The sequence below is a fragment of the Acetobacter suratthaniensis genome, from assembly GCF_017377745.1.
In the GTDB taxonomy this organism is placed as follows: Bacteria; Pseudomonadota; Alphaproteobacteria; order Acetobacterales; family Acetobacteraceae; genus Acetobacter; species Acetobacter suratthaniensis.
Genome location: NZ_JAFVMG010000010.1, coordinates 30644 through 55693 on the forward strand (window position 1 = coordinate 30644; position 25050 = coordinate 55693).

General features: G+C 60.8%; 19 protein-coding genes. 3 read left to right on the top strand and 16 right to left on the bottom strand.

All coding sequences use genetic code 11. The features are described 5' to 3' along the window. Window positions 1–52: 52 nt before the first annotated feature. From J2D75_RS09930 to J2D75_RS09940, 3 genes are all read right to left on the bottom strand, one after another. Window positions 53–997: a copper resistance protein B gene (locus tag J2D75_RS09930; RefSeq protein ID WP_408736760.1), complete on the bottom strand. Its 945-nt coding sequence runs from the start codon at window positions 995–997 to the stop codon at window positions 53–55. Window positions 998–1110: 113 nt separating this feature from the next. Then, window positions 1111–2829 carry a copper resistance system multicopper oxidase gene (locus J2D75_RS09935; protein WP_207854668.1) on the bottom strand — a complete coding sequence of 573 codons (1719 nt, stop codon included), beginning with the start codon at window positions 2827–2829 and terminating at the stop codon, window positions 1111–1113. A 94-nt stretch (window positions 2830–2923) separates the two neighbouring features. After that, window positions 2924–3397, bottom strand: coding sequence for a hypothetical protein (locus tag J2D75_RS09940; RefSeq protein ID WP_207854669.1), 474 nt, complete (start codon window positions 3395–3397; stop codon window positions 2924–2926). 89 nt (window positions 3398–3486) lie between these two features. Between J2D75_RS09940 and J2D75_RS09945 the strand changes: the two genes are divergently transcribed. Continuing rightward, the gene (locus tag J2D75_RS09945) at window positions 3487–5889 is read left to right on the top strand and encodes a heavy metal translocating P-type ATPase (protein ID WP_207854670.1); all 2403 of its coding nucleotides are present in this window, start codon (window positions 3487–3489) and stop codon (window positions 5887–5889) included. Between the two features lie 23 nt (window positions 5890–5912). Here the strand turns inward: J2D75_RS09945 and J2D75_RS09950 are convergent, their stop codons facing one another. The 5 genes from J2D75_RS09950 to J2D75_RS09970 form a co-directional block, all read right to left on the bottom strand. After that, complete coding sequence (locus J2D75_RS09950) at window positions 5913–6521, bottom strand: nicotinamidase (RefSeq protein WP_207854671.1); 609 nt, start codon at window positions 6519–6521, stop codon at window positions 5913–5915. A gap of 66 nt (window positions 6522–6587) precedes the next feature. Further along, complete coding sequence (gene gltX, locus J2D75_RS09955) at window positions 6588–7919, bottom strand: glutamate--tRNA ligase (protein ID WP_207854672.1); 1332 nt, start codon at window positions 7917–7919, stop codon at window positions 6588–6590. A 170-nt stretch (window positions 7920–8089) separates the two neighbouring features. Continuing rightward, window positions 8090–8554 (bottom strand): hypothetical protein, encoded by a 465-nt coding sequence (locus J2D75_RS09960; protein WP_207854673.1) that lies wholly within the window; start codon window positions 8552–8554, stop codon window positions 8090–8092. A gap of 11 nt (window positions 8555–8565) precedes the next feature. Further along, a complete protein-coding gene (locus J2D75_RS09965; protein ID WP_207854674.1) occupies window positions 8566–9789 on the bottom strand; it encodes a beta/alpha barrel domain-containing protein in 1224 nt (407 codons plus the stop codon). 114 nt (window positions 9790–9903) lie between these two features. After that, window positions 9904–11283 (bottom strand): class II 3-deoxy-7-phosphoheptulonate synthase, encoded by a 1380-nt coding sequence (locus J2D75_RS09970; RefSeq protein ID WP_207854675.1) that lies wholly within the window; start codon window positions 11281–11283, stop codon window positions 9904–9906. 284 nt (window positions 11284–11567) lie between these two features. On the opposite strand from J2D75_RS09970, the gene J2D75_RS09975 reads away from it, so the two are divergent. Beyond that, on the top strand, window positions 11568–11966 hold the full coding sequence (locus J2D75_RS09975) for a hypothetical protein (RefSeq protein ID WP_207854676.1): 399 nt from the start codon (window positions 11568–11570) through the stop codon (window positions 11964–11966). Window positions 11967–12038: 72 nt separating this feature from the next. Here the strand turns inward: J2D75_RS09975 and J2D75_RS09980 are convergent, their stop codons facing one another. After that, window positions 12039–12647: an IMPACT family protein gene (locus J2D75_RS09980; protein WP_207854677.1), complete on the bottom strand. Its 609-nt coding sequence runs from the start codon at window positions 12645–12647 to the stop codon at window positions 12039–12041. A gap of 240 nt (window positions 12648–12887) precedes the next feature. Here J2D75_RS09980 and J2D75_RS09985 point away from each other — a divergent pair, with 240 nt between their 5' ends. After that, window positions 12888–13265 carry a hypothetical protein gene (locus tag J2D75_RS09985; RefSeq protein WP_207854678.1) on the top strand — a complete coding sequence of 126 codons (378 nt, stop codon included), beginning with the start codon at window positions 12888–12890 and terminating at the stop codon, window positions 13263–13265. 86 nt (window positions 13266–13351) lie between these two features. Here J2D75_RS09985 and J2D75_RS09990 read toward each other — a convergent pair whose 3' ends face one another. The 7 genes from J2D75_RS09990 to ftsZ all read right to left on the bottom strand — a co-directional run bounded on the left by J2D75_RS09990 (window position 13352) and on the right by ftsZ (window position 24988). After that, entirely contained in the window at window positions 13352–14176 is an 825-nt protein-coding gene (locus J2D75_RS09990) for a pyruvate, water dikinase regulatory protein (protein WP_207854679.1), read from the bottom strand. 51 nt (window positions 14177–14227) lie between these two features. Further along, the gene (ppdK, locus tag J2D75_RS09995; protein ID WP_207854680.1) at window positions 14228–16903 is read right to left on the bottom strand and encodes a pyruvate, phosphate dikinase; all 2676 of its coding nucleotides are present in this window, start codon (window positions 16901–16903) and stop codon (window positions 14228–14230) included. Window positions 16904–17089: 186 nt separating this feature from the next. After that, complete coding sequence (gene ligA, locus J2D75_RS10000) at window positions 17090–19213, bottom strand: NAD-dependent DNA ligase LigA (protein ID WP_207854681.1); 2124 nt, start codon at window positions 19211–19213, stop codon at window positions 17090–17092. Then, a complete protein-coding gene (gene recN, locus J2D75_RS10005) occupies window positions 19210–20967 on the bottom strand; it encodes a DNA repair protein RecN (RefSeq protein WP_207854682.1) in 1758 nt (585 codons plus the stop codon). The genes ligA and recN overlap by 4 nt, the downstream gene beginning before the upstream one ends. 211 nt (window positions 20968–21178) lie before the next feature. Then, on the bottom strand, window positions 21179–22225 hold the full coding sequence (locus J2D75_RS10010; RefSeq protein ID WP_207854683.1) for an outer membrane protein assembly factor BamD: 1047 nt from the start codon (window positions 22223–22225) through the stop codon (window positions 21179–21181). Between the two features lie 98 nt (window positions 22226–22323). Then, complete coding sequence (gene lpxC, locus J2D75_RS10015; protein ID WP_207854684.1) at window positions 22324–23331, bottom strand: UDP-3-O-acyl-N-acetylglucosamine deacetylase; 1008 nt, start codon at window positions 23329–23331, stop codon at window positions 22324–22326. A 148-nt stretch (window positions 23332–23479) separates the two neighbouring features. After that, window positions 23480–24988 carry a cell division protein FtsZ gene (gene ftsZ / locus J2D75_RS10020; RefSeq protein ID WP_207854685.1) on the bottom strand — a complete coding sequence of 503 codons (1509 nt, stop codon included), beginning with the start codon at window positions 24986–24988 and terminating at the stop codon, window positions 23480–23482. Window positions 24989–25050 lie beyond the last annotated feature (62 nt).

The following is a 25050-nucleotide window of genomic DNA, read 5'->3' on the forward strand; positions in this document are numbered from 1 at the left end:
TTTTTGCATTGGTGCCAGTTCTGACACCAATGCAATCCTGCCTTCTTCGTGCCTAGTACCAGGTACGAAGCCCGAAGGTGAAGCGCAGGTCCTCCGGCCCATTGGCAGCGGTTGTGCGCGAAACGGACGGGGTATTTGCCGCAGCGCCGTAATTGCCCGAATAAGTTACGGCAATATAAGGGGCCAGCTTGCGTTTGAACTCATAACGCAGGCGCAACCCGGTATCGATGGACGAAAATCCCTGACTGTCGCCGCGCGCCGGATCAGTGCGGGAATAGAAATTAAGCTCCGCTTGAGGTTGCAGGATCAGCCGGTTGGTAATCAGCAGGTCGTATGATCCTTCGAGCTTGCCTGCCACGCCATCGGCATTGAAATAGGCCGTGGCCGACACATCAAAGAAATACAGCGCCAACCCTTGCACCCCCACGGCCCCCCATGCCCGCACCGGCCCGCTGTCGAGATCCAGCCGGGTGCCTGCCTGCAGGTCAAAATAGGTGGAAATGGCGTGGTCGTAGAGTAGTTCATGATCGCCATCGCTCATGGTGTTGTGGCTGTCTACCGTTCCTTCGGATTTGATCCACAGCTTGTCATGATCGGTGCCGAACCACGCCTGACCGGAGTAGCGGAACAGGCTGCCATCGGCGGCATAACGTCCTTCAAGCTGTTCCATGAGAATATGAAAATAGGTGTTGTGGTCCATCACCGGCGGCATGTTGTGGATATAATGCACTCTGGGCACAGGGGGCGGTGTGGCGGGCCAGCGCGCACTGGGGCTGAGCGGGGGCAGGCTGACATGGGCCGCGCCTGCCATAGCATTGTCGTGCGGCATGGGGGCAGAGGTTTTAGTTATGCCAGAAGGTGCGGCCTGTACGGTTTTTGGCGGATGAGAGAGGGACGGGGTGGGTTTGCCCATATCCTCCATGCCGTCCATTCCATCCATGTCATCCATATCGTCCATATCGGACATTGCATGGCCTGATATGGTTTTTTTAGGCATAGCATGGGTATGTGTGCCTGCCTCTGCCGTCTGTGCATACGGGGGGACGAGTGTTGTGGGCAGGCAGGCCAGCAACCCGGCCAGCAGCCGGGCGGTATGGGTGTAAGGTTTGTTCATGACACCACCACCGTGCGGAACATGCCCAGATCCATGTGGTAGAGCAGGTGGCAATGATAGGCCCATAGTCCCGGTGTGTCAGCGGAAACAAGGTAGCTTAGGCGGCTGCCGGGCTGCACGATCAGGGTGTGTTTGACCGGGTTGTAAGCACCCTGACCATTTTCCAGTTCGCTCCACAGGCCGTGCAGATGTACGGGGTGTTCCATCATGGTATCGTTGATCAGTACAAACCGTACACGTTCGCCCAGACGCAGGGGAATAGGTTCGGCTTCTGAAAACTTACGTCCGTCAAAACCCCAGATATAGCGTTCCATGTTGCCAGTCAGGTGCAGGGTGATCTCGCGCGAGGGCGGGCGTGGGTCACTGGCCGGGCGGGTGGCGCGCAGGTCTGCGTAGGTGAGTACGCGGCGGCCATTATTCCGTAGGCCGTCTCCGGGGTCTGCCAGACGGTTGACGGGCATGGCTGCTATATTCTGGTTTTCAACATTCAGCGGCGGGGTGTCAGCTTTTTTCGTATGGGACATGGCTTTCATGTCCATGCCGCCCATTTTTGCATCAGACCCCATACCCATATCCAGCATGGTGCGTACCGGGCGCGGGTCCATGGGGGGAATGGCGGCACTCATGCCTGAACGGGGGGCCAGCGTGCCGCGCGCATAGCCCGTACGATCTTCGCTCTGGGCGAAAATCGTGTAAGCCTGCGGGGCTGTGGGCGTTACGATACAGTCATAGGTTTCCGCAACCCCGATACGGAATTCGTCCACCAGAACCGGCTCTACGTCATTGCCGTCTGACTGGATAATGGTCATGGGCAGACCGGGAATGCGAATGTCGTAAAATGTCATGGCTGACGCATTGATAAACCGCAGCCTGACACGTTCACCCGGCGTAAACAGGCCCGTCCAGTTGGCATGTGGGGTCTGTCCGTTCATCAGATAGGTGTAGATAATACCGCTTACATCAGAAATATCGGTGGCGGACATGTTCATGCCTGCCCATTGCAGGCGGTTTTTGAGCACGGGCAGTATGCCATCACGTCGCGCATCGGGAAAAAAGGATGCCGCCGTGCGCTGGCGGAAGGTGTAATAATCGCTCTGGAATTTGAGATTTTTAATGATGTCCGATGGCTCCACATCCGACCAGTCAGACAGCACAATCACGTAATCACGGTCGTAAGACCGGGTTTCCCCCTCTTTTGGGTCGATAACGATTGCGCCGTACAGCCCCTTGGCTTCCTGCATGTTGGAGTGGCTGTGGTACCAGTAGGTGCCGCTCTGCCGGAGCGGGAAACGGTAGGTGAAGGTCTGCCCCGGTGCGATGCCGCCAAAACTCAGGCCCGGCACGCCATCCATGTCGGCAGGGCAGCGCAGTCCGTGCCAGTGGATGGAGGTTTCCTCATCCATCGTGTTGTGAACGTGCAGGCTGACTTCATCACCTTCGCGCCAGCGCAGGGTTGGCGCGGGCATGCTGCCGTTGACCGTGGGGGCCATCTGCGGTTTGCCCAATACATGCACGGGGGTATGGCCGACATTCAGCATGAAGGTGCTGGCGGAGTGTGCGGGAATATGCCCAGCGGGCAGGAGAGGGGGCGTATCCACTGCGCTGGCTGCGTGTGTGGGGTTGCGGAGGGCGCACAGGCCCGCCAGCGCACCGGCGCCGGTTATGAACCGACGGCGCGACAGCCCACCGGTAGGGGTGGCGAAAGGTGAAGGCATGGTATCCATCCATCAGGGCCGCCATGCCTGAAGGCACGGCAGAAACCGGAAAAAACGCGAAAGCCATGTCGTGAACACAGCTTCCTGATTCTGATCAGGCGTTGGACGGTCTGGGTGGGGGGAGCAGGGGCGCTACATCTGGCCCGGCAGGCAGGGCGTTTATACGGTGCGGCTGTATGATAACAGCAGACAGGAGCAGCAGCGCCGCAGGTTGGCCAGCATTGATTGTGGCAACAAAGCTCTGTCCGGATTCCGTGCAGCAGGGCATGGCGTGTTCATGGACGGAATGCGCTGCATGTAGGCAGGTTTCTGCCCGGTTTGGCCCGAATATGAGCGGTATTGCCATGGCTGGGTGAGGGAGAGCGCTGACACCAGCGGGCAGGGTGTTGCCCTGATCAGGCTGGTAGGCTGGCTGCATGCCTTCATGGCACGGCAGAGCCATGTGTGCGTTGTGCATGAACATGGCGTGTTCGGCCCGCATGGGCGAGGCATGGGCAATAGCCGGGCCGACTGCTGTAAACAGCAGGCCCAGAATGCTCACGACAAGGCTGATCACAAGGCGGGACATGGGTTGAATATACCCCATGGGGGCATATATAGCAAATGAAAGCGCGCCATAGTTCAAGGCGCTGGCGATTATAGGGAGCGCGGGCAATCATGGAGCACACCATCAGTTTTCCGGTGGAGGGAATGTCCTGCGCCAGTTGTGCCGCCCGGCTTGAAAAAGTGCTCGATCGGCTTGAGGGCGTGCAGGCCTCGGTCAATTTTGCCACGACACGTGCGCAGGTTTCATTGTCTGAGGGGCAGGCAGGCATGGCCGATGTGCTGGCAGCCGTCCGGCAGGCAGGGTTTGCCCCGACCACCCGCAGCCTTGACCTGAGCCTGAGCGGCCTGTCCTGCGCGTCCTGCGTGGGGCGGGTGGAAAAGGTGCTGAATGCGCTCCCATCCGTGCAGGCCAGTGTCAATCTGGCGACAGAGCGTGCGCATGTCACCTTCGTACCGGGGGTGGTGGACGTGCCCACCCTGATCGCCGCCGTGGAAAAAGCAGGCTACGGCGCAAGGCTTTATGAGGAGCAGAGCAGTCAGGACGAAGCCCGCGCCCAGCAGCATCTCTGGCGGCGGGCCGTGTGGGAGTTTGGGCTGGCCGCTGTGCTGAGCCTGCCTTTTGTAGGGCAGATGATTGTCATGATGGTAGGCCTGCCCATGATGGACATGCCCCGCCTGTTGCAGCTTGTTCTGGCAGGGGTGGTGCTGTTCGGGTGTGGGCGCGGTCTGTTTCGGGCCGCGTGGCATGCCGTGCGTGGCGGTTCCGCCAATATGGATGTGCTGGTGGTCATGGGCACAGGGGTTGCGTGGGTTTTCAGCGCGGCTGTAACGCTCATGCAGCTTGATAGTCAGCCGGTCTATTTCGAGGCCAGCGCTCTGGTGGTGACACTCGTGCTGCTGGGCCGCCTGCTGGAAGCCCGTGCCAAGGCCAGTGCCGGGGCAGGTATGGCCAGTCTGCTCCGGCTCCAGCCCCGTATTGCTCATGTAGAGCGTTCCGGTGGTGTTGTGGATGAAAGTGTAGACCAGCTTGCCATTGGTGATGTGTTTGTTGTGCGCCCCGGCGAGAGTGTGCCGGTGGATGGCGAGGTGCTGGAAGGCGCGTCCGAAGTTAACGAAGCCATGCTGACAGGCGAGAGCAATCTGGTGTCCAAGGCGGAAGGTGCGGGTGTTTTTGCCGGAACGCTAAACCAGACCGGAGCCTTGCGCGTGCGGGCAACCAAGGTGGGAGCGCAGACGGTGCTGGCCAGCATCGTGCAGATGGTGCAGCAGGCACAGGGTAGCAAAGCCAGTGTGCAGCGTCTTGCGGACAGGGTATCCGCTGTGTTTGTACCGGCGGTGCTGGCGCTGGCGGTACTGACCTTTTGTGGCACATGGGTGGTGAGCGGCTCTGCCACCACCAGCCTTGTTCATGCTGTATCGGTTCTGGTTATTGCCTGCCCCTGTGCGCTGGGGCTGGCGACACCTACTGCCATTATGGTGGGTACAGGTTTGGGCGCGCGGGCGGGTATCCTGTTCCGTAATGCCGATGCGCTGGAGCAGGCCCGCAGGCTGACCCTGCTCGTAACCGACAAAACAGGTACGCTGACGCGTGGCCAGCCCGGTGTTGTGGCCAGTCAGGTGGCCAAAGGTGTTCAGCCTGACGACTTCCTGCGTCTGGCCTGTTCGCTTGAGCAGAATTCAGAGCACCCTCTGGCCCGCGCGGTTATGGAGCATGCCCGCGCTGCCGGGGTTTCCCCTGTGGCGGTAGAGGCATTCAGGGCTGTGCCGGGGCGCGGTGTGAGTGCGCATGTAGCGGGTCAGGCGGTTTTTCTGGGGTCTCCTGATTTTTTGAGCCAGAGTGGCTGCGCGGTGGATAGCGCACTGGTGCAGGCGTGGCAGGCAGAGGGGCGCACGGTTATTGGCGTTGCGCGTGCGCAGGCGGTGCTGGGGTATCTTGCTATTGCGGATGAAATCCGCCCAGAAGCCCGCACGGCTATTGCTGCCCTGCGCGCGCGGGGGCTGCGCATTGTCATGTTGACAGGCGATAACGAGCGCGCGGCACAGGCTGTGGCCCGTCAGGTCGGGATTGACGAGGTGGTGGCTGGCGTTCTGCCCGATGGCAAGGCTGCTGAAATTGCTCGGCTCAAAGGGGCAGACCAGTGCGTGGGCATGGTAGGAGACGGGATTAACGATGCTCCTGCGCTGGCTTCGGCCGATGTCAGTTTTGCCATAGGGGCAGGGGCCGATGTGGCGCTGGAAACAGCGGATGTTGTGCTGGTACGCAGCGACCTGATGGCCGTGGTGGACGCCATAACCCTCTCGCATGCCACGGTGGGTAAAATCCGCCAGAACCTGTTTTTTGCGTTTATCTACAATCTCTTGGGGTTGCCACTGGCGGCACTTGGTGCGCTCAATCCGGTGCTGGCCGGAGCGGCTATGGCCATGAGTTCTGTCTCGGTAGTCAGTAATTCCCTGCTGCTCAACCGCTGGAAACCGGCCCGGCGTGCGGCCTTGGGCAGAACCCCGGAGGCTTGAGGCGCACGGGCCGGATATGGCGTTCAGCTACGGCAGAGTGTCACACCGGCATCATTCAGGGCATGCAGGGTGGGTGCGGGTGAAGAGTCCAGCCCACGGGTGGCATCTGTCAGAATAAAGGTGCTGAAGCCTTCTGACAGCGCATCCTGCAACGTGTTGCGCACACAGTATTCAAGGGCAAGACCGCAGACAAAAACCCGTTCGATCCCGTTTTGGCGGAGTGTTTCGGCCAGCCTGTTACCATTTTGGGTTTGCCCTTCAAAGGCGGAGTAGGCATCGCGCCCGGCCTCCTGCCCTTTCAGGACCAGCAGCGCAGCCTCGGGCAGGGTCAGGGCATCGGACAGCGCGGCCCCTGGTGTCTGCGCGACACAATGGCGGGGCCACGGCCCTTCGGGGGCAAAGGAGCTGTGCTCATCCGGGTGCCAGTCAAGGCTTGCCACCACCATGCCAAAAGGCTCCTGCGCCAGCGCGTTCACCACAGGCAGAATGGTATCGCCTTCCGGCACGGCCAGTGCGCCACCGGGTAGGAAGTCATTCTGCACATCCACGATAATCAGCGCGTCCTTGGGGCCAATGACGGGCAGTTTTACCGTGGAGAGCGATGTTTGCAGGGCTGTGGCGCTTTGGGTCATGACGAGGCCTTTCCGGTCGTTATGGGGTGGCTGCTCCCGCTGGTGGTGTTGGAAAAAACCGGCGCTTCAGGCGCCGGGGGTAAGGCGCAGGAGCACACGTGCCCGCCCCATGAGGGGCAGCAGGTCGCGCAGTTCAGGCCCCTGTTCCTCGCCCGTCAGGGCCAGACGCAGTGGGTGGAACAGTGCCTTGCCGGAACGGCCGGTACGGTCGCGCAGGGCGATCGTCCAGCTTTTCCATGTTGTCGTATCCCACGGCTCGGGCGGGAGCAGGCTTGCGGCTTCGGCCAGAAATGCGTCCTCACCTTCCTGCACGGGGGGGATAATGTCTTCCATGACCACCTGAAACCACAGCCGCGCTTCGGACAGCAGTTCGATATTGCCACGGATAGCCAGCCAGAAGGCTTCTGTAGAACCCTGCGGCAGGCGGTCGGCCACGGCGCTGAACGGCAGGGTGGCCAGCAGCTTGTGGTTGATGGCCAGAAGCTGGCGGGTATCAAACCGGGCCGCCGAACGGGAGATACGTGCGAGGTCGTACACTGCAGCCTGCTCATCAAACGGCAGCAGAACGGGGTCTTCCGATGAGCCTAGGCGGGCCAGATAGGCCACCAGTGCGTCAGCTTCCACACCGTCCTGACGCAGGGTGCGCAGCGAGCAGGCATCGAAACGCTTGGACAGCTTGCCGCCATTTTCATCCAGCAGCAGCGGCAGATGGGCAAAGCGGAAATGATCCGGCCGCGCACCCAGCGCCTGCGCGATGTCGATCTGCACACCTGTGTTGGTCACGTGGTCTTCACCACGGATGATGTGTGTCACGCCGGTTTCAAGGTCGTCCACCACCGAGGCGAGCGTGTACAGCACCGTGCCATCGGCCCGCACCAGCACCGGGTCGGAAATGGAGGGCAGTTTTACCTGACAGTCCCCCATAACCATATCGCGCCAGCGGATAATGGTGTTTTCCGACAGCTTGAAGCGCCAGTAAGGCGTTTTGCCGTTGGCCAGAGCCTGTGCAAGCTGGGTGGGGGTCATTTTGAGCATTGCCCGGTCATAGATCGGGGCACGGCGCTGGCGAATCTGCTGTTCGCGCTTGGTGGCCAGTTCCTGCTCGCTCTCAAAACACGGGTACAGCCGCCCCGAAGCCTTGAGCGCTGCTATGGCGCGTTCATACCGGTCCAGCCTGTCTGTCTGGCGGAAGGTTTCCGTCCAGTTAATACCGAGCCATTGCAGATCCTGCCGCAGCGCATCGGCCAGTTCCTCGCGCGAGCGAGCTGTGTCCGTATCGTCGATACGCAGTTGGAACTGTCCGCCGTGGCGGCGGGCATACAGGGCGTTGGCAAGGGCAAGACGGGCGTTGCCAACATGCAGAAGGCCGGTCGGGCTGGGCGCGAAGCGAAGTTTCATGACACAGGCTTATGCCCAAAAAACCGCCCGAATACCAGCGCCAACAGCGCGTTCTGGCCCTGTTTAGCTCATAGGCTTATGTCAGATGCTGCTACAGCATACAGGCTGCTTTAACGTGGTATGGCCTGCGGGCAGGGCTACGCCGCAGGCCGTGGTGGTGCTGGTGGGTGTCAGTGCCAGTCCGGGGCTAAAGGCAGGTCGGTGTCGTCGTCATCGTCCGGCAGGGCGTCTTCGTCGTCATCCGTGCCGAGGAGCGACAGTACATCGTCATCCACCACAAGGCGGCGCGGGTCGATCGCGCGCCAGTCGCGTTCCATGGGGGAGGCGGGGGAGGCGGTAAAGTCATCCAACTCGTTGGCGGAGCGCCAGCCATCTTCATCCGCGTCGATCACTTCGGCGTCTTCACCAAAGCTCAGCCAGGCTTCTAGCACGTCGCGCGCGCCAGCACCCGGCACGCGACAGCGCTCAATGCTGTCACGCACATAAGCGCGGGCAAAGGCGTTGGCATGGGCCAGATCGTGGAAAATGCCGACTTCCTCCACGGTATTGTCCTCACCCGCGCCGGAAAGATCCATGATGCGGACTTTCCATTCCTGCGTGGCGGCGGGTTGTGGGGTATCAGTCGTATCGGTCATATCATTCCTGTTCAGGATTGGGCGGTTCTGTCCGTGGTCGCACGGACACGCTGGGCCGCGCGCGTGGAAGGCAGGAGAAACTCCCGCCCCGTTTTGACACGTTCCTGCCCGTTATAGGCGATGATGTCCGCCGTTGCGTAGGTTTCGTTCCAGCGCTCAGGAATATAGGAACCGGTGCCTACAACGTCGAGCGGGGCGCGGGCATCCGCCATGCAGGCGCATTTGGTGACCCCGAACCCCGAAGACCCGATAATTTTCACACGCGGAAAACCGGCATCATCCAGCGCATCGCGCATGGTCCATACAGCGGCGGCGGAAACCCCGGTGCCAATCAGGTAACGCAGTTCCTTGTCCGAGCGGTAGCGGCGCAGGGCCTGCGGCGCGTGCCGGTTGAGAACCGCGTAGGATTCCTGCGGGTTAAGCCCTTCCATGAACCGCCCGCCATGCGTATCCAGCCGCACGGCCATGCGCCCGGCCGCCGCCAGCTCGGGAAAGCGGCGGCAGACGGCCAGTGCGTCCGTAATTTCCTGCCCGAAGTAGTCCACCAGTACCACAAGGTCTGTTTCGGGAAAGGTTTCGTGAAACATCTCGGCTGCCCGCACGGTCGATCCCGCATAGCCGATCAGGGCATGTGGCATGGTGCCAAGCCCGTGAGAGGTTTCAAAAAAACCGGCCACAGCATCGTTGGCGGTGCCGACAAAACCGACCGCCCCATCCCTGCGTGCTGCCCGCCCACCGACAGACGCCGCATAGGCCATGAGTTCCTGCATTTCAAAGCCTGCGCAGTGCCGGGCATCCATGGCCAGAAACTGCGTGCGCGGCAGGGAAAGCGCTATCTGGTATGCCCGCAGGGCGGCTACGCACGGGCTGCCGAGTTTTTGCAGTAATAGCGTTTCCAGATCGGCCAGATGCGTAAAGGAGCCGGTTATGTAAACCAGCGGCTCACCCGCGCCGACCCACTCGCCTTCGGGGTGGACAATTTCAATTTCGCACGGGCTGTTGCGTTCAGCCATGACATTCTCAAGCCAGCGCAGCATGAGGGCCGGAGCTGAAATGACCGGTGTGCGGATAAAGAAAGCGTAGGTGACGGTGCAGTCGCCAAAAGCACCGACAATCTGCCGTGTTCGGTTGAAATAGGAATCCGTTCTGGAGCGGATTGCCGCATCGGGCAGGGGGGCAGCGACCTGAGCCGCATCCACACCGGGGTGGGCGGGCTGACTGGTGGGGGATGTCATCCGTGGTGCTCTTTCTGCCTGTGCGTGGCCCGCCGCTCAGGCGGAGGGGCCACGCATGACCTAAACGGCCCCCAGGTCGTTCCCGGTCACGATTACGAAAAAGCGGCCGGGTTTTTACACCCGTCCGGTCAGTTCCTGCGCGATCAGGAAGGCCAGTTCCAGCGACTGTTCCGCATTCAGGCGGGGGTCGCAGAAGGTTTCGTACCGATCAGCCAGATCGTCTTCCGTCAGCTTATGGGCGCCGCCCACGCATTCGGTTACGTTCTGGCCGGTCATTTCCAGATGCACGCCCCCAGCAGGCACACCCTCGGCAGCGCAGACAGCAAAGAAGCCCTTAAGCTCAGCCACGATGGCATCGAACGAGCGGGTTTTCATTTTCTGCTGGGTCGAGATCGTGTTGCCGTGCATCGGGTCGCTCAGCCATGTAACACTCCGGCCGGTTTCCTTGACCGCGCGCATGATCGGCGGGAGGAACTGCTCGATTTTGTCCGCCCCCATGCGTGAGATCAGGGTAATACGCCCGGCCTCGTTCGTGGGGTTGAGGATTTCCGTCAGGCGGCGGATGTCATCCACACTGGTGGTGGGGCCAACCTTGATGCCGATGGGGTTGCGCACCCCGCGCAGGAACTCGACATGCGCGCCATCGGGCTGGCGGGTGCGATCCCCGATCCAGACAAAATGGGCCGAGCAGTCATACCATTCGCCCGAGGTCGAATCGACCCGCGTCAGGGCCTGCTCGTACGGCAGCAGCAGAGCTTCGTGTGAGGTGTAGAACTCGGTTTCATCCACCTGTGCGGAACTGGCAGCGTCGATCCCGCAGGCCTGCATGAAGGCCAGCGTTTCGCCAATGCGTTCGGCCATGGCGCGGTAACGTCCCGCCAGCGGCGAGCGTTCGACAAAGCCCAGATTCCAGCGGTGCACCTGATGCAGGTTGGCATAGCCCCCGCGCGAGAACGCGCGCAGCAGGTTCTGGATGCCAGCAGACTGGAAGTAGCCGGTTTCCATGCGCACCGGGTCGGGAATACGTTCTTCCGGTGTGAAAGCTGGCCCGTTGATGATGTCGCCCCGGTAAGAGGGCAGGCTGACACCGTTGATCGTTTCCATGTCTGCCGAACGCGGCTTGGCGAACTGCCCTGCCATGCGGCCCATTTTAACAACCGGAACCTTGGCGCCGAAAGTCAGCACCACGGCCATCTGCAGCAGCACGCGAAACGTATCGCGTACAATATCAGCCTTGAACTCGCTGAAGCTTTCGGCGCAGGGGCCGCCCTGTAGCACAAAGGCCTTACCCTGTGCCGCCAGTGCAAGCTGCTGGCGCAGGCGGCGCACTTCACCGGCGAATACCAAAGGCGGATAAGCGCTCAGGCGCCCTTCCACGGCGGCAAGCGCTGCTGCATCTGGATAGGTGGGTATCTGCTTGACAGGAAACGAACGCCAGCTTTCCGGCATCCATGGCGCAGACGTCGGGTTGGGCTGGGTGAGCGTAGCACTCATAACAAAGTTCCCTGTCAATTCTGGTATTATGGTTGAGATGGTGAAGAAACGGGCGAATGACAACCCGGCCAGAACGGCCTGTCGCACTCTCCAAGCGTGTCTTTATGTCCAAAACTCATGGATTAGGCAAATCCCGACCCTGTGCGCAGGGCCGGAGCGCGGGAAGGTAATTTGGAATTTCGGCGGGATGTGCCATAAGGGTTGCACGGTATAAGGTGTCGTGACGTAATGCGCGGTGCTGGAGTTGGCCATCTTAAATTATCAAGTCTTGCGGGAGATGCGCTATGGTGCAGCTGCGTAAATCTGTTGTAAGCGCCCTGTGCGCCGCCGGTATCGGTTTTGTGATGGCGGGAGGTGCCGCATGGGCAGACCCGGCACTAACACCCAATGATTCCATTTCCTTTGCGGAAGGCAATGCCGCGATGGACACCGGCAGTAGCCGAAGCTCCAGCACGGAAAAGAAAACCGTGCATGGACACCGTAACCTGCCGCCGGGTTATCAGGATGCGCCGTCCATGGACTTCCAGCATGGCGATGATCCAGACCAGCTTGCCAAGGTGCAGCGCGATTCCGTAACTGGCGCGGATGTGACCAAATACGGCTCGGCCTATCAGGCTTCCAGCCCGTTTGGCACCGGGCAGGTGGGTGATTCCACCGGTAGTGGCTGGGTTATTCCCCGCTAAAGGATAAAGCCCGACCTGATCGGGCCTGAAAGCTGTCCTGCCCCTATCGTCTCCCCGAGCGGGAGCGCGGCTTCAGGACAGCACGCCTTCTTCCACAATGCGCGTCTCGCTCTGGCCATTGGTCAGGTCTGTAATGCGTGCGCAGATTTCTTCACGGTTTACGGCGGGCAGGGTCAGCAGAAAACGTGCCCCTTCGGCGTCAAAAACCGGCGTTTCCATTGTGGCCCCCCATTCGGGTAGGCGGGCCTGCATAAGCCCCACGAGCGAAAACGGGCAGTGGAATGTCAGACGCACCCGCTCGATCATTTCTTCCTTGGGGGCAGCACGCAGGCATTCCGCCGCTGTGCCCGCATAAGCCCGCACCAGCCCGCCCGCACCAAGCTTGATCCCTCCAAACCAGCGTGACACCACAATGGCCACGCGGTCGATCTTCTGGGCTAAGGCAACTTGCAGGATCGGCTTGCCAGCCGTGCCGGAGGGCTCTCCTGCATCGTGGCAGCGACAGTGTGGCCCAATCTGCCAGGCCCAGCAGTGGTGTGTGGCATCCGGCCCCGCTGCTGCAATCTCTGCTATGAAGGCTTCAGCCTCCGCCACGCTGGCGACAGGCGTTGCACTGGCAAGAAAGCGGCTTTTTTTAATATCCCGTTCCAGCGAAAAAAAGCCGGTCAGCATCTGTGTCATCGTCGCAGGATACAGGGTGATATGGGACCCCGGCAAGCGGTTGCGGTATGCCGGGGCTAGGTTATCCCGCAGGTGGCGGTCTTGTGTTGCTTTGTGCCTGTCCGTGCGGCAGGGACGTGCTAGAAGGAATGCAGAAACAGCGTGACGTCCTGATGGCGTTAAGAGCTGCTGAGGGAAAGAACTGGGCCGTAGCGTTGCTGCGATGGTGCGCTGTGGAAGAACAGGGGAGGGCTGGCGAATATGCTGCCGTTATTTCGTGGAAGATGGTCGCTTCTGGCCGGTTTCGGCGTTCTGGCGCTGTGTCTGGCGGGTGCTCCTGCTCATGCGGAAGAAGATCCGGGCGATGATATTGACGGGCACAGCCGCCCGGATATGCACAAGCTGGCAGGCAAGCCCCCTCTGCCACGTGCGCATAAGGATTTTAGCAAATACAGGTTTACCCCGCCGGGCGATAAGGTCGTTGAACAGGCAGATGCCAACCGCCTGCTGTTCTGGACACCTGATGGCCGGCCCGATGGCTATGCCCAGCGGCGTGGCAGCAGCATTATTTATTACAACGCACAGGGCACCGCTATTCGCGTGCAGCGCCTGACTCCTGCGGAAATGCAGGACGAGTAAAAAAGAACGCCCATGCCGCCAGATGGCGGGCATGGGCGCTTTATGGTGGCGTCAGACCAAATGGGCAGGTCTGGAGCGCACAGTATTCAGCGGGTTTCCATCAGTTCCAGAATGGCGGCCGAGGATTCCTCGATAGAGCGGCGGGTGACATCAATAACCGGCCAGTTATGGCGACGGCACAGCCTGCGCGCCCAGTGTAGTTCTTCCTGCACTTTTTCCAGATCAATATAGGCGTAATCCGCAGCACTTTCCATCGGCCTGCGGTCTGGCATCATCTGTGTCAGGCGGTTGCGCCGGATTTCGATCAGCCGTTCAGGATCAATCGTCAGCCCGATGACCGGCTTGGTCGTTTCAAAAAGTGGGGTTGGCGGCTCTATGCCCATAACCAGCGGCACATTGGCGGCCTTTATGCCCCGGTTAGCCAGATAGAAGCAGGTTGGTGTCTTGGATACGCGTGAAACCCCGACAAGAATGACATCGGCATCGTTCAGCCCGCGCGTTTCCTGCCCATCATCATGCGCAAGCACATAGTGCATGGCCTCGATGCGCTGGTAATAGCTGTCATCCATGATGTACTGGCCACCCGGATGGCGCGTGGCCTGCTGTCCGGTTTCATCTGCCAGAAAGTTCAGGGCGCTATCCAGCACATCCAGCAGGCGCACCTGAAGGCTTATGCAGCCCGCTTCCATATCCGCCTGAAGCGTGGGGTCTGTCAGCGAGGACATGACCGGCCCGCGATCCGCTGCAATATTGCGCAGAACGCGCCTGAGCTGGATCTGAGTACGGATCAGGTTCCAGTGGCGGAGCTTGACTTCCGTATTGGGAAACTGGGCAATGCAGGCGCGTGCGACTGAATCAAGCGTCTGGCCCGTTGCCTCGGAGACAAGATGCAGGGTGAGTGTGTTTTGCATGGCGTCTCATTAAAAATGGCCGCACCCCGAGGGATGCGGCCATTTTTTTCTTCAGGCTTTGACAGCCTTGTTGTTTTGCTTGGCGAGTGCTGACTGAGCCGCCGCAAGCCGTGCGACAGGCACACGGAACGGGGAGCAGGAAACATAATCCAGCCCGACTTCTTCAAAGAAGGAAATCGACAGCGGGTCGCCACCGTGTTCACCGCAGATGCCCAGCTTCAGGTCAGGTTTAGCAGCCCGGCCTTTTTCCACGCCCATACGCACCAGAGCGCCCACGCCTTCACGGTCGATGGAAATGAAGGGGTCCTGCGGCAGCAGGCCTTTTTCCACATATTCCGGCAGGAAGGAGCCGGCGTCGTCACGCGACAGGCCCAGAGTGGTCTGGGTCAGGTCATTGGTGCCGAAGGAGAAGAAGTCGGCACTCTGCGCGATCTGATCAGCCGTGATGGCAGCGCGCGGCAGTTCGATCATGGTGCCGATCTTGTAGGAAAGCGTAGCCTTGCGTTCAGACAGAACAGCCGCGATCACGCTCTCACAGGACTTGCGCACCAGATCAAGCTCAGCCTTTGTGCCAACCAGCGGGATCATGATTTCCGGGATCACGGCCTTGCCCGCCGAAGCGGAGATGTCGAGCGCTGCTTCCGCAATGGCGCGCACCTGCATGGCGTAGATTTCCGGGTAGCTGATACCCAGACGGCACCCGCGATGACCCAGCATGGGGTTGGCTTCAGACAGGGCGGAACGGCGTGCCCGCAGGCTTTCCACGTCCTGACCAAGCGCCTTGGCCACATCCTGCAGTTCGGCCTCGCCATGCGGCAGGAACTCATGCAGCGGCGGATCGAGCAGGCGGATGGTGACCGGCAGCCCCGCCATGATGCGGAACAGTTCGCTGAAATCGCCACGCTGGAACGGCAGCAGTGCGTCAATGGCCTTGGCGCGGGCGGCTTCATTGTCAGCCATGATCATCTGGCGGACATGACCGATGCGATCCGGGCCAAAGAACATGTGCTCGGTGCGGCACAGGCCAATACCTTCTGCACCAAAGCGGCGGGCGGTTTCGGCATCTTCAGGGGTTTCGGCGTTGGCGCGCACACCAAGGCGGCGCACATCGTCGGCCCAGCCCATCAGCGTTGCGAAGTCGCCCGACAGGGTCGGCGGAATGGTCGGAACACGGCCCTTGTAAACGGCGCCCGAGCCACCATCCAGCGTCAGCCAGTCGCCCGCTTTCAGGGTGTGGCCGTCAACTGTCATGGTCTGGGCCTGATAGTTGACTGCAATGCTGCCAGCACCGGCCACGCACACGCGGCCCATGCCACGCGCAACCACGGCGGCGTGGGAGGTCATGCCGCCACGCGTGGTCAGAACGCCACGGGCGGCGTGCATGCCATGCACGTCTTCAGGGGAGGTTTCGATACGCACCAGAATGACATCTTCACCCTTGGCAGCGCGATCTTCCACATCCTCGGCAGAGAAGGCGATAACGCCCGTTGCGGCACCGGGGCTTGCAGGCAGGCCACGGGTCAGCAGCACGCGCTCGGCCTTGGGGTCGAGAACAGGGTGCAGAAGCTGGTCGAGAGAGGCGGGCGGCACGCGGGTAATGGCTTCTTCCTGCGTGATCAGGCCTTCCTTGGCCATGTCGATAGCCACGCGCAGAGCAGCGGCGGCGGTGCGCTTGCCCGAGCGGGTCTGGAGCAGGTACAGCGTGTTGGCCTGCACCGTAAACTCAATGTCCTGCATGTCACGGTAGTGACGTTCCAGCAGGTCACGTACCTTGAGCAGTTCCTGATAGGCGCCGGGCAGAGCCTTTTCCATGGAAATCTGGCCTTCGGCCGCGCGACACTCAGCCATGGGCTGCGGTGTGCGGATACCGGCCACCACGTCTTCGCCCTGAGCGTTGATCAGGTATTCGCCGTAGAAAATGTTTTCGCCGGTGGAGGGGTCGCGGGTAAAACATACGCCGGTGGCGCAGTCGTTGCCCATGTTACCGAACACCATGGACTGGACGTTAACCGCCGTGCCCCAGCTTGCCGGAATATCGTGCAGCTTGCGGTAGGTGTTGGCGCGCGGGTTCATCCACGAACCGAACACGGCACCAATGGCGCCCCAGAGCTGATCCTTGGGGGTTTCAGGGAACGCGGAACCCGTTTCCTTCTCCACGATCTGCTTGTAGGCCTTGACGACTTCCTTCCACTCATCGGCGGTCAGGTCAGTATCGTCTTCCTTGCTGACAGCGCGCTTGGTCTGTTCCAGCAGGTCTTCAAAGCGGTGATGGGAAACGCCCAGAACCACGGAGCCGTACATCTGGATGAAACGGCGGTAGCTGTCCCAAGCGAAGCGGGCATCGCCGGAGGAGCGGACAAGGCCTTCAACCGTGGTGTCGTTCAGACCCAGATTAAGGACGGTGTCCATCATGCCCGGCATGGAAACGCGGGCACCCGAACGGACAGAAACCAGCAGCGGGGCTTCGGCATCGCCAAAGCGCAGGCCCATGACGTTTTCGATCTGGGCCATAGCGGCTTCAAGCTGGGATTCCAGCTCTGCGGGGTATTTGCGTCCGTTGTCGTAAAACGCGGTGCAGACCTCAGTGGTAATGGTAAACCCTGGGGGCACGGGCAGACCAATATTGGCCATTTCCGCCAGGTTGGCACCCTTGCCGCCGAGAAGATTGCGCATCCCGGCGTTGCCTTCACTCTGGCCGGCGCCGAAACTGTAGATCCACTTGGTCATTTTTGCCGTTCGCTTTGTTGATGGAGTGTCATTGGGCCAGCCTGACGACCAAAAAGCATATGAGAGAGACAGGACGACAGGTCAGCCGCGCACAGGTTTTTATTCTTGGTTCTCAACAGCGAAAAGTCACCCCTTCGCCTCGCCCTAGCATGGCGCACTTCTGGCTCTCGGGCAATCCCCGTTTCCCTAAAATTCAGCGGATGTGGCGCTGGAGCCGCGACTGGCGCAGAATGCGTTCCATTCGTTTTCATCCATGGTTTCTATGCCAAGCTCGGCTGCTTTGCGGGCTTTGGAGCCTGCCTTCTCGCCTGTAATGACAAGGTCGGTCTTGCGAGAAACCGTATCGGACACCTTGGCTCCCATGCGCTCGGCTGTGGCTTTTGCTTCCGGTCGGGTCATGGTCAGCAGCGTACCGGTAAACACCACGGTTTTACCTGCGAGTGCGCCGCCACTGGCCTGTGGCGTTTCGTCTGCAATATTCAGCACGGCCTGCAGGGCGTTCAGGGTTTCGAGGTTATGGGTTTCGGCCATAAACGCCACAAGTTCCTCGGCAATGGCGCTGCCGATACCGGTGATCGACCCCAGTTCCAGCCGTTCATCCGAGCCAATCAGGGCAGCAGCACGCATCTGGGTGATCCAGTTGGTGCAAGACCCATAATGGCGTGCGAGCAGGCGGGCGTTACTTTCGCCCACGCGGCGGATGCCCAGCGCATAGATAAAGCGCGAGAGCGTAATGTGCCGCCGCTCATCAATGGCGCGGAGCAGGTTGGCCACGGATTGTTCGCCCCAGCCATCGCGGCTGGTCAGGGTGGCGGCATGGTTATGAAGGTGGAAAATATCCACCGGCGTGTCGATCAGCCCGGCCTCATGAAATTCGCGGATACTCCTATCCCCCAGCCCTTCAATATCGAAAGCTTGACGCGAGACAAAATGGATCAGCCGTTCCACAACCTGTGCCGGGCAGGTTAACCCACCGGTGCAGCGGCGTATGGCTTCGCCTTCGGGGCGTATGGCCAGCGCCCCGCAGGCGGGGCAGTGATCGGGGAAAACAAAAGCTGCTTGCCGCTCCGTGCTGCCCGAAGGGGAGGGCGCAAGCCCCAGAATCTGGGGAATGACGTCACCCGCCCGCTGGATAAACACCGTATCACCCACGCGTACGTCCTTGCGGGTGATTTCATCCTCGTTATGCAGACTCGCACGGGTAACCAGCACGCCGCCCACATTGACTGGCTCCAGATGGGCAACGGGGGTCAGCGCCCCGGTGCGGCCAACCTGAATTTCGATTTCACGCAGGAGCGTGGTGGCCTGCTCGGCCGGGAATTTCCATGCTGTGGCCCAACGGGGCGCACGCCCCGCAAAGCCCAGACGGGTTTGCAGGCTGATGTCGTCTATCTTGTACACCACGCCATCAATATCATAGGCCAACATGGCCCGGTTCTGGCTGATCCGCTCAAAAGCGGCCTCGGCTTTTGCCGCGCCCCTGAGCGTTTCTGACAGCGGGTTGACCGGAAATCCCCAGGCTTTGAGGCGTTCAAGATAGGCTGAATGGCTGCTGTCCATCGGCTCTGAACTGTAGCCGAGCGCATAGGCAAACAGCGAAAGCGGGCGCGATGCCGTGACGGTAGGGTCAAGCTGGCGGAGTGAGCCTGCGGCAGCGTTGCGCGGGTTTGCGAATAGCCTTTTATTTGCAGCTTCCTGCGCGGCATTCAGCTTGAGAAAATCGTCCTTGGACAGAAAAACCTCGCCCCGTATTTCAATCAGGGCAGGGTAGGGGGCGGGCAGGTGGCGAGGGATGTCACGCAGGGTGCGCAGATTGGCTGTAACGTCCTCGCCTTCCGTGCCATCGCCACGTGTAGTCCCACGTGTGAACACACCGTTTTCGTAGGTCAGGCTGATGGACAGGCCATCAATCTTGGGTTCCGCCACAAAGGTAAGGGTCTGTGCGGCTTCAGCCTCAAGCCCCAGAAAGCGGGCGGCCCGACTTACAAATGCCTCGAACTCCGTTCTGTCGAACACGTTGTCCAGAGAGAGCATGGGCACAAGATGCAGGTGTTTGCCAAAGGCGCTGTCCGGCGCGGCCCCTACGGCCTGTGCGGCGCTATCGGCTGGCACGGCCTGTGGATGTGCGGCAGCAAGGCTATCGTAGCGGCGGCGCAGGGCATCGTATTGCGCATCGGTAATATCCGGTGCGGCTTCGCGGTAATAGGCGTTGTTATGATGGGCAATCTGGGCGGCAAGCCGGATCAGTTCCGCGCGGGCGCTTTCGGTATCAAGTTCCGTCGGAGCTGTTTGGGCGGGTGTTTCTGTCATGTCTGTCCCAGCAGGCTTGCCGCGGCAGCGCGGGCTGCATCGGTTATGGTGTCGCCCGCGAGCATCCGCGCGATTTCTTCGGTGCGTTCTGTTGTGCTCAGCGGTGTGGCGTGGGTTACCGTTTGCCCGTTTTGCGTCTTTTTGCCAATCCGCAGATGAGCATGTGCACTGGCCGCTACCTGTGGGCTGTGCGTGACGGCCAGCACCTGCACCGCACCCGCAAGCCTGCGTAGCCGCTCACCAATGGCGGCGGCGGTAGCGCCGCCCACCCCTGCATCAATTTCATCAAAAATAAGAGTGCCGATACCAGATTGTCCCGCCAGAACCAGCTTGAGGGCCAGCATCAGGCGGGAAAGCTCGCCACCCGAGGCCACCCGAGCCAGCGGGCCAGCGGGCTGGCCGGGGTTGGCGGCAATCAGGAACGTGACTTGTTCCATACCCTGTCGGCTCCACTGTTCCTGCGGCAGGTGCTGAATTTCCACGACAAATCGCGCTTTTTCCAGCCGGAGTGGCTTGAGTTCACGCGAGACAGCCTGCTCCAGTGTGCGGGCTGCCTGCTGGCGGGCGGCAGTCAGGGCTGTGGCGTGGGTCTGATAAGCGGCCTGTGCCGTGGCAACGGCTTCCTTGAGAGCATGCAGATGCTGCACACCACTTTCCAGCCCGGCCAGCCGTGCAGCCAGCGTAGCGAGCAGGTCGGCCAGTGCATCGACGGCGATACCGTGTTTGCGCGCCATAGTGCGTAGGGCAAACAGGCGCTCTTCGGTTTCTTCCAGCATGCGTGGATTGGCATCGGTTTCCGCCGCCAGCCGTGAGAGCAGATTTTCGGCCTCGGCCAATGCATTTTCGGCGTTTTCGAGTGCGCAAAGGGCTTCTGTTGCCAGAGCTTCCGATATCTGTGCTTCTGTCTGGGTGCTGTCTGGCTCGGCTGTGTCCATGTTTTCTGCCTGCCGCGTTGCATTTCCCGGTGCTGGGAGCAGGCGGTGCAGGGCGCGACCTGCTGCACGCAGGGCCGTTGCGGGGGCGGCGGTGCGGCGGTCGCGCGGGGTCAGCTCAGCCAGGGCTGCGGCTACGGCCTCGTTACGCCGTTCGGCCTGTTGCAGGCTGTGGCGCTGCCGGGCGAGGGTTTCCTCCTCATCCGGCAGGGGTGCTAATGCGTTGAGCTCGTCTACCGTATGGCGCAGCCACTCTTCCTCGCGGGCGGCCTCTTCCAAAGCGCGCCGGGCGGCGGCCAGTTCTGCTGCGCGTTCTTTCCATAGGACAAAGGCTGCGGCCACGCTGTCCGTGAGGCGGGTTGGGATATTTGACGCATCCAGCAGGGCGCGGTGGGTGGCGGGGTCGGCAAGACCCATCTGTTCATGCTGGCCCTGAATTTCTATCAGGCTGGTGGCGATGTTGCGGAGCAGGGTCAGTCCGACCGGCTGATCGTTGACCCATGCGCGGGATCGCCCTTCACGGGAGATGACACGGCGCAGCACGATGGGGTCTGTGGTGTCGGTGGCCATGCCCTGTTCGCTCAGCAGGGCAAAAACCGGGTGGCCAGCGGGTGCCTCAAAACAGGCGCTCACACGGGCTTCCGCAGCACCTGCCCGGACTAGCCCAGCGCTTGCACGTTCGCCCATGGCCAGCCCAAGGCTGTCGAGCAGAATGGACTTGCCAGCCCCGGTCTCGCCCGTAAGAGCGGTGAAACCCTCATGAAAGGACAGATCCAGCGCTTCAATCAGAACCACGTCCCTGATGGAAAGACTTGTCAGCATCACATCATCCGGCGTTGGGTGTTCTTACCTGCCACGGCAGCACGCCGGGCCGACGTTGGACATAGCCCAGCCACAGCCTGAAAGACCGTGGCGGTCAGGACTGTATGTTCTCTAGGTGTTCTGGTTTCAAGAGAAAAGTTGGTGAAGCTGAATTTTTTGTCAGAGCGGGTTTGCATGAAAGCTGATCCGCGCTGACAGGAGCCGCCCCCTCTCAGGGATGGGCTGCCGCTCCTGTTTTGCCTGCCTGATTCGGGGCGGACTGTCCGGCAACGGGTTCCGCCTTGACCGGGGCAACCGGTGCTGTGCGGATCGCCATGGGCTGGGCGGGGGTTTTCTGGCTGGCGGCAAGGGCCGGTGGCGGCGGGGCGCTATTCTTGTTTATGCCTGTGCCGGGTTCGGACTGATTGAGCTTCAGGCTTGAGCCAGCCGCTTTGCCGGGTAGGGGCAGTTTGCCATCCAGCAGTTTATGATATTTGAGCTTATCGTAAGCGTAGGCGTACCATTCGCTCCCGGGGTAGTTATAGCCCAGCACCACAGCCGCTTTGCGTGCCTGCTCGACCAGACCAAGGTCAAGATAGACTTCCACCATACGTTCAAGCGCTTCGGGAACGTGGTTGGTAGTCTGGAAGTCCTGCACAACGCGCTCATAGCGGTTGATCGCGGCTTCATAATTTTTCTGCACCTGATAGTAGCGGCCTACCAGCATTTCCTTGCCTGCCAGATGGTCGCGGCACAGATCAATCTTGAGCTGGGCGTCACGGGCATATTTGGACTGGGGAAAGCGGGTTACGACTTCTTCCAGGGCATCCATGGATTCGACAGTGCCCTGCTGGTCACGCCGCACATCGGCAATCTGCTCGTAAAAGCACAGGGCGCGCAGATAGTAGGCATAGGCGGCATCTGAACTGGTCGGGTGCAGGCTGATAAAGCGGTTTAGCTGCTGAACGGATTCCGGGTATTTGTTCTGCAGGTAATACGCATAGCCTTCCATAAGCTGCGCATTGGCGATGTAGCCGGAATACGGATAGTTCTGCTGCAGAGTTTCAAACTGGCTGGCCGCTACAGTAAAGCGGCGCGACTGCAGGGCGTCTATCCCGTTATTGTAAAGCGTTTCGGGTGAAGAAATTTTTGGACTCGTCGGGCCGACTTTCTCGCTGTTAAGCAGCCCGCACCCGGCAAGACTGCTCAGGAGCGAGGTTGCCAGCAGGCGCGGCAGAACATGACGGGTCGTGAACGATTTTACAAATGTGTCAGACATACCGGCTCTTCACCTAAGGACGACACCTTATAGAGCATGTGTCCCGGCAAGCAAAGCGAGGATGGGCCTTTGTCGGGCCCCAACCACAAAATAACCGTTCAGGCGGCGGCAACGGCTGGTGTGCGCGCATCGCTATCCCGCCAGGCCTGCGGGTCGGTAAAGAGGCGGCGTAGCAGCAGATTGTTAAGCGTATGACCGGGGCGGTGGCCGCGTACCCGGGCGCGCAGGGCGCCGTTGAGCATCGAGAGGTCGCCCACAGCATCCATCATCTTGTGGCGGATAAATTCATCCGTGCTGCGCAGGCCAGCAGGGTTGAGAATGCTTTCGCCGTCTACAACAATGGCATTGTCCAGTGAGCCACCCAGCGCCAGCCCCATTTTGTGCAGGGCATCAATTTCAGTTTTCAGCGTAAAGGTTCGGCTGCGTGAAAGCTCATTGCGGAAGCAGGCGGGGGTCAGTTCCAGTGAGAGAGTCTGGCGCCCGATAGCCTGTGCGGGAAAGTCGATGCTTAGCGAGAGATCAAGGGCTGCCCCGAGGCCGGATGTGGGGTTGGGGAGCAGTTCCATAAAGGATTCGCCCTGCTCGACCCGAACAGGGCGGATCACTTCGATAACGCGCTGTGTCGCGGTCTGGGACTGTTGACCCGCGCATTCAATCAGGAAGACAAAGTCCTGAGCCGAGCCATCAAAGGCTGGAATTTCGGGGCCATCCACCAGAACAAGCGCATTGTCTATGCAGCAGCCACGCAGGGCGGCCATCAGGTGTTCGACCGTTGCGATACGGTTTTCAGGCCGGGTAGCCTCGCCAATCGTGGTGCTGAGTTTTGTATCCACCACATGGTCGTAACGGGCGGGAATGGGGGCCGCGTTCGGTATGTCGGTGCGCTGGAAGACAATGCCCTGCCCGATCGGCGCAGGCAGTAGGCTGAGCCTGATTTTCTGGCCGCTATGCAGGCCGATACCCACTGCGGAAATCGGTTGTCCGAGCGTGTGCTGGAAAGACCGGCCTACTCCGCGCCCGGCACTGTCCTGACGGAGCGGTGCGGGGGAGCGTTTCTTGTCAGAAGGGGCGGCGGTCAGATCAGTGTTCCTCAGCAGGGTGTCCATCGCTACGGGCATCCTCATAGGTTCAGGTGGCAGTTGCGTCTATCATAACGCTTAAAGCCTGCCTGCGGCTGAGGCGAGTCACTGATTATTGCGTTGTGTTTCAGGTCTTTCGTCCGTCTTAACAGACGGGCGAAAGACCTTGGAGAACCTAGCGGCGAAGGAAGGCGGGAATTTCCAGTCCGGTTTCGCCTTCGCCCGGACGCGTACCATTGTGCTGTTCAGCGGGGTTGATGGTGGGGTGGCTCTGTACCGCCGGTTCCTGCCGCTGTTCATCATGCGCCGGGTTGCGGCGGAAAGCCCCGGTAACGCGCCCGAACAGGCTGCGGGCATTGGGGTCATGCGCGGGCGGTTCGGCCGAGCGCGGTGGCTCGGTAAACAGGTTGGCATGGCGCGATGCCGGGGGAGCCGCCTGCGGGCGCGGGGCCGAAGCCTGCCCCGGAAGGCTGTTGGCGGCAGGTGCGCTGACCTGACCAGCCGGGGGCGCTGCCTGAAAAGCCTGCGGTGCCGGAGCCTGTGCCGGTGAGGGCGCTGCGGCGGCATAGGCAGCAGGCTGCGCCGGGGCGGGAGTTGCCGCCTGCGTGAAGGCCTGCGGAGCAGTCTGCGCGGCAACAGCCGGGCCGGTGCCAGTAGCCTGCACTTCCGGAGCGGCTTCGTTATTGACCGCGACCAGATGCGGGCGTTCGGCTGTAGCGTCGATCCCCGTTGCGACAACGGACACGCGCACGCGCCCGTTCATTTTGTCATCAATAACGGTGCCGAAAATCATGTTCGCATCTTCAGGCACTTCCTGACAGATACGGTTGAACGCTTCTTCTGCTTCGAAGAAGGTCATGTCCTCGCCGCCGGTCACGTTCACCAGCAGACCCTTGGCGCTGTCCATGCAGGTGTCTTCCAGCAGCGGGTTGGAAATGGCCTTTTCGGCTGCTTCCACCGCGCGGTTTTCACCTTCGGCCTCGCCCGTGCCCATCATGGCTTTGCCCATTTCGGCCATGACGCTGCGAATATCCGCGAAATCCAGATTAACGTAGCCGCGTTCAACCATCAGGTCGGTTACGCCGCGCACGCCCATGTTCAGCACTTCATCCGCCAGCTTGTAGGCTTCACGCAGGGTGGTGCGTTCGTTGGCGATACGGAAAAGGTTCTGGTTGGGAATGACGATCAGCGTATCGACATACTGCTGAAGTTCCTTGATCCCCTCATCGGCCACGCGCGCACGGCGCTTGCCTTCGTAGGAAAAAGGCTTGCTGACCACGCCAATGGTCAGGATATTACGCTCACGCGCCATGCGGGCGATAACAGGAGCCGCCCCCGTACCCGTGCCACCCCCCATGCCAGTGGTGATAAACACCATATGTGCGCCATCAAGGTGGCGGGCAATTTCATCGGCGGCTTCTTCTGCGGCGGCGCGGCCCACTTCGGGCTTGGCGCCAGCGCCGAGGCCATGGGTCAGATGCGGGCCAAGCTGGATGCGGTTTTCAGCCAGACTACGTGTCAGGCTCTGTGCATCAGTGTTGGCGACAACGAACTCCACCCCGTGCAGGCTGGATGCGATCATGTTGTCAACCGCGTTTGTCCCACCGCCGCCGACACCGATAACCGTAATCTTCGGTGAGAAGTCAGAATGTGTCTGGGGCGGGACAGTCAGGTTGAGTGTCATGGGCATCTCCCGAAGGGCAACGGGTTGGTGGTGGGGTCGGGCGGGTCTGAAAAGATCCGAAA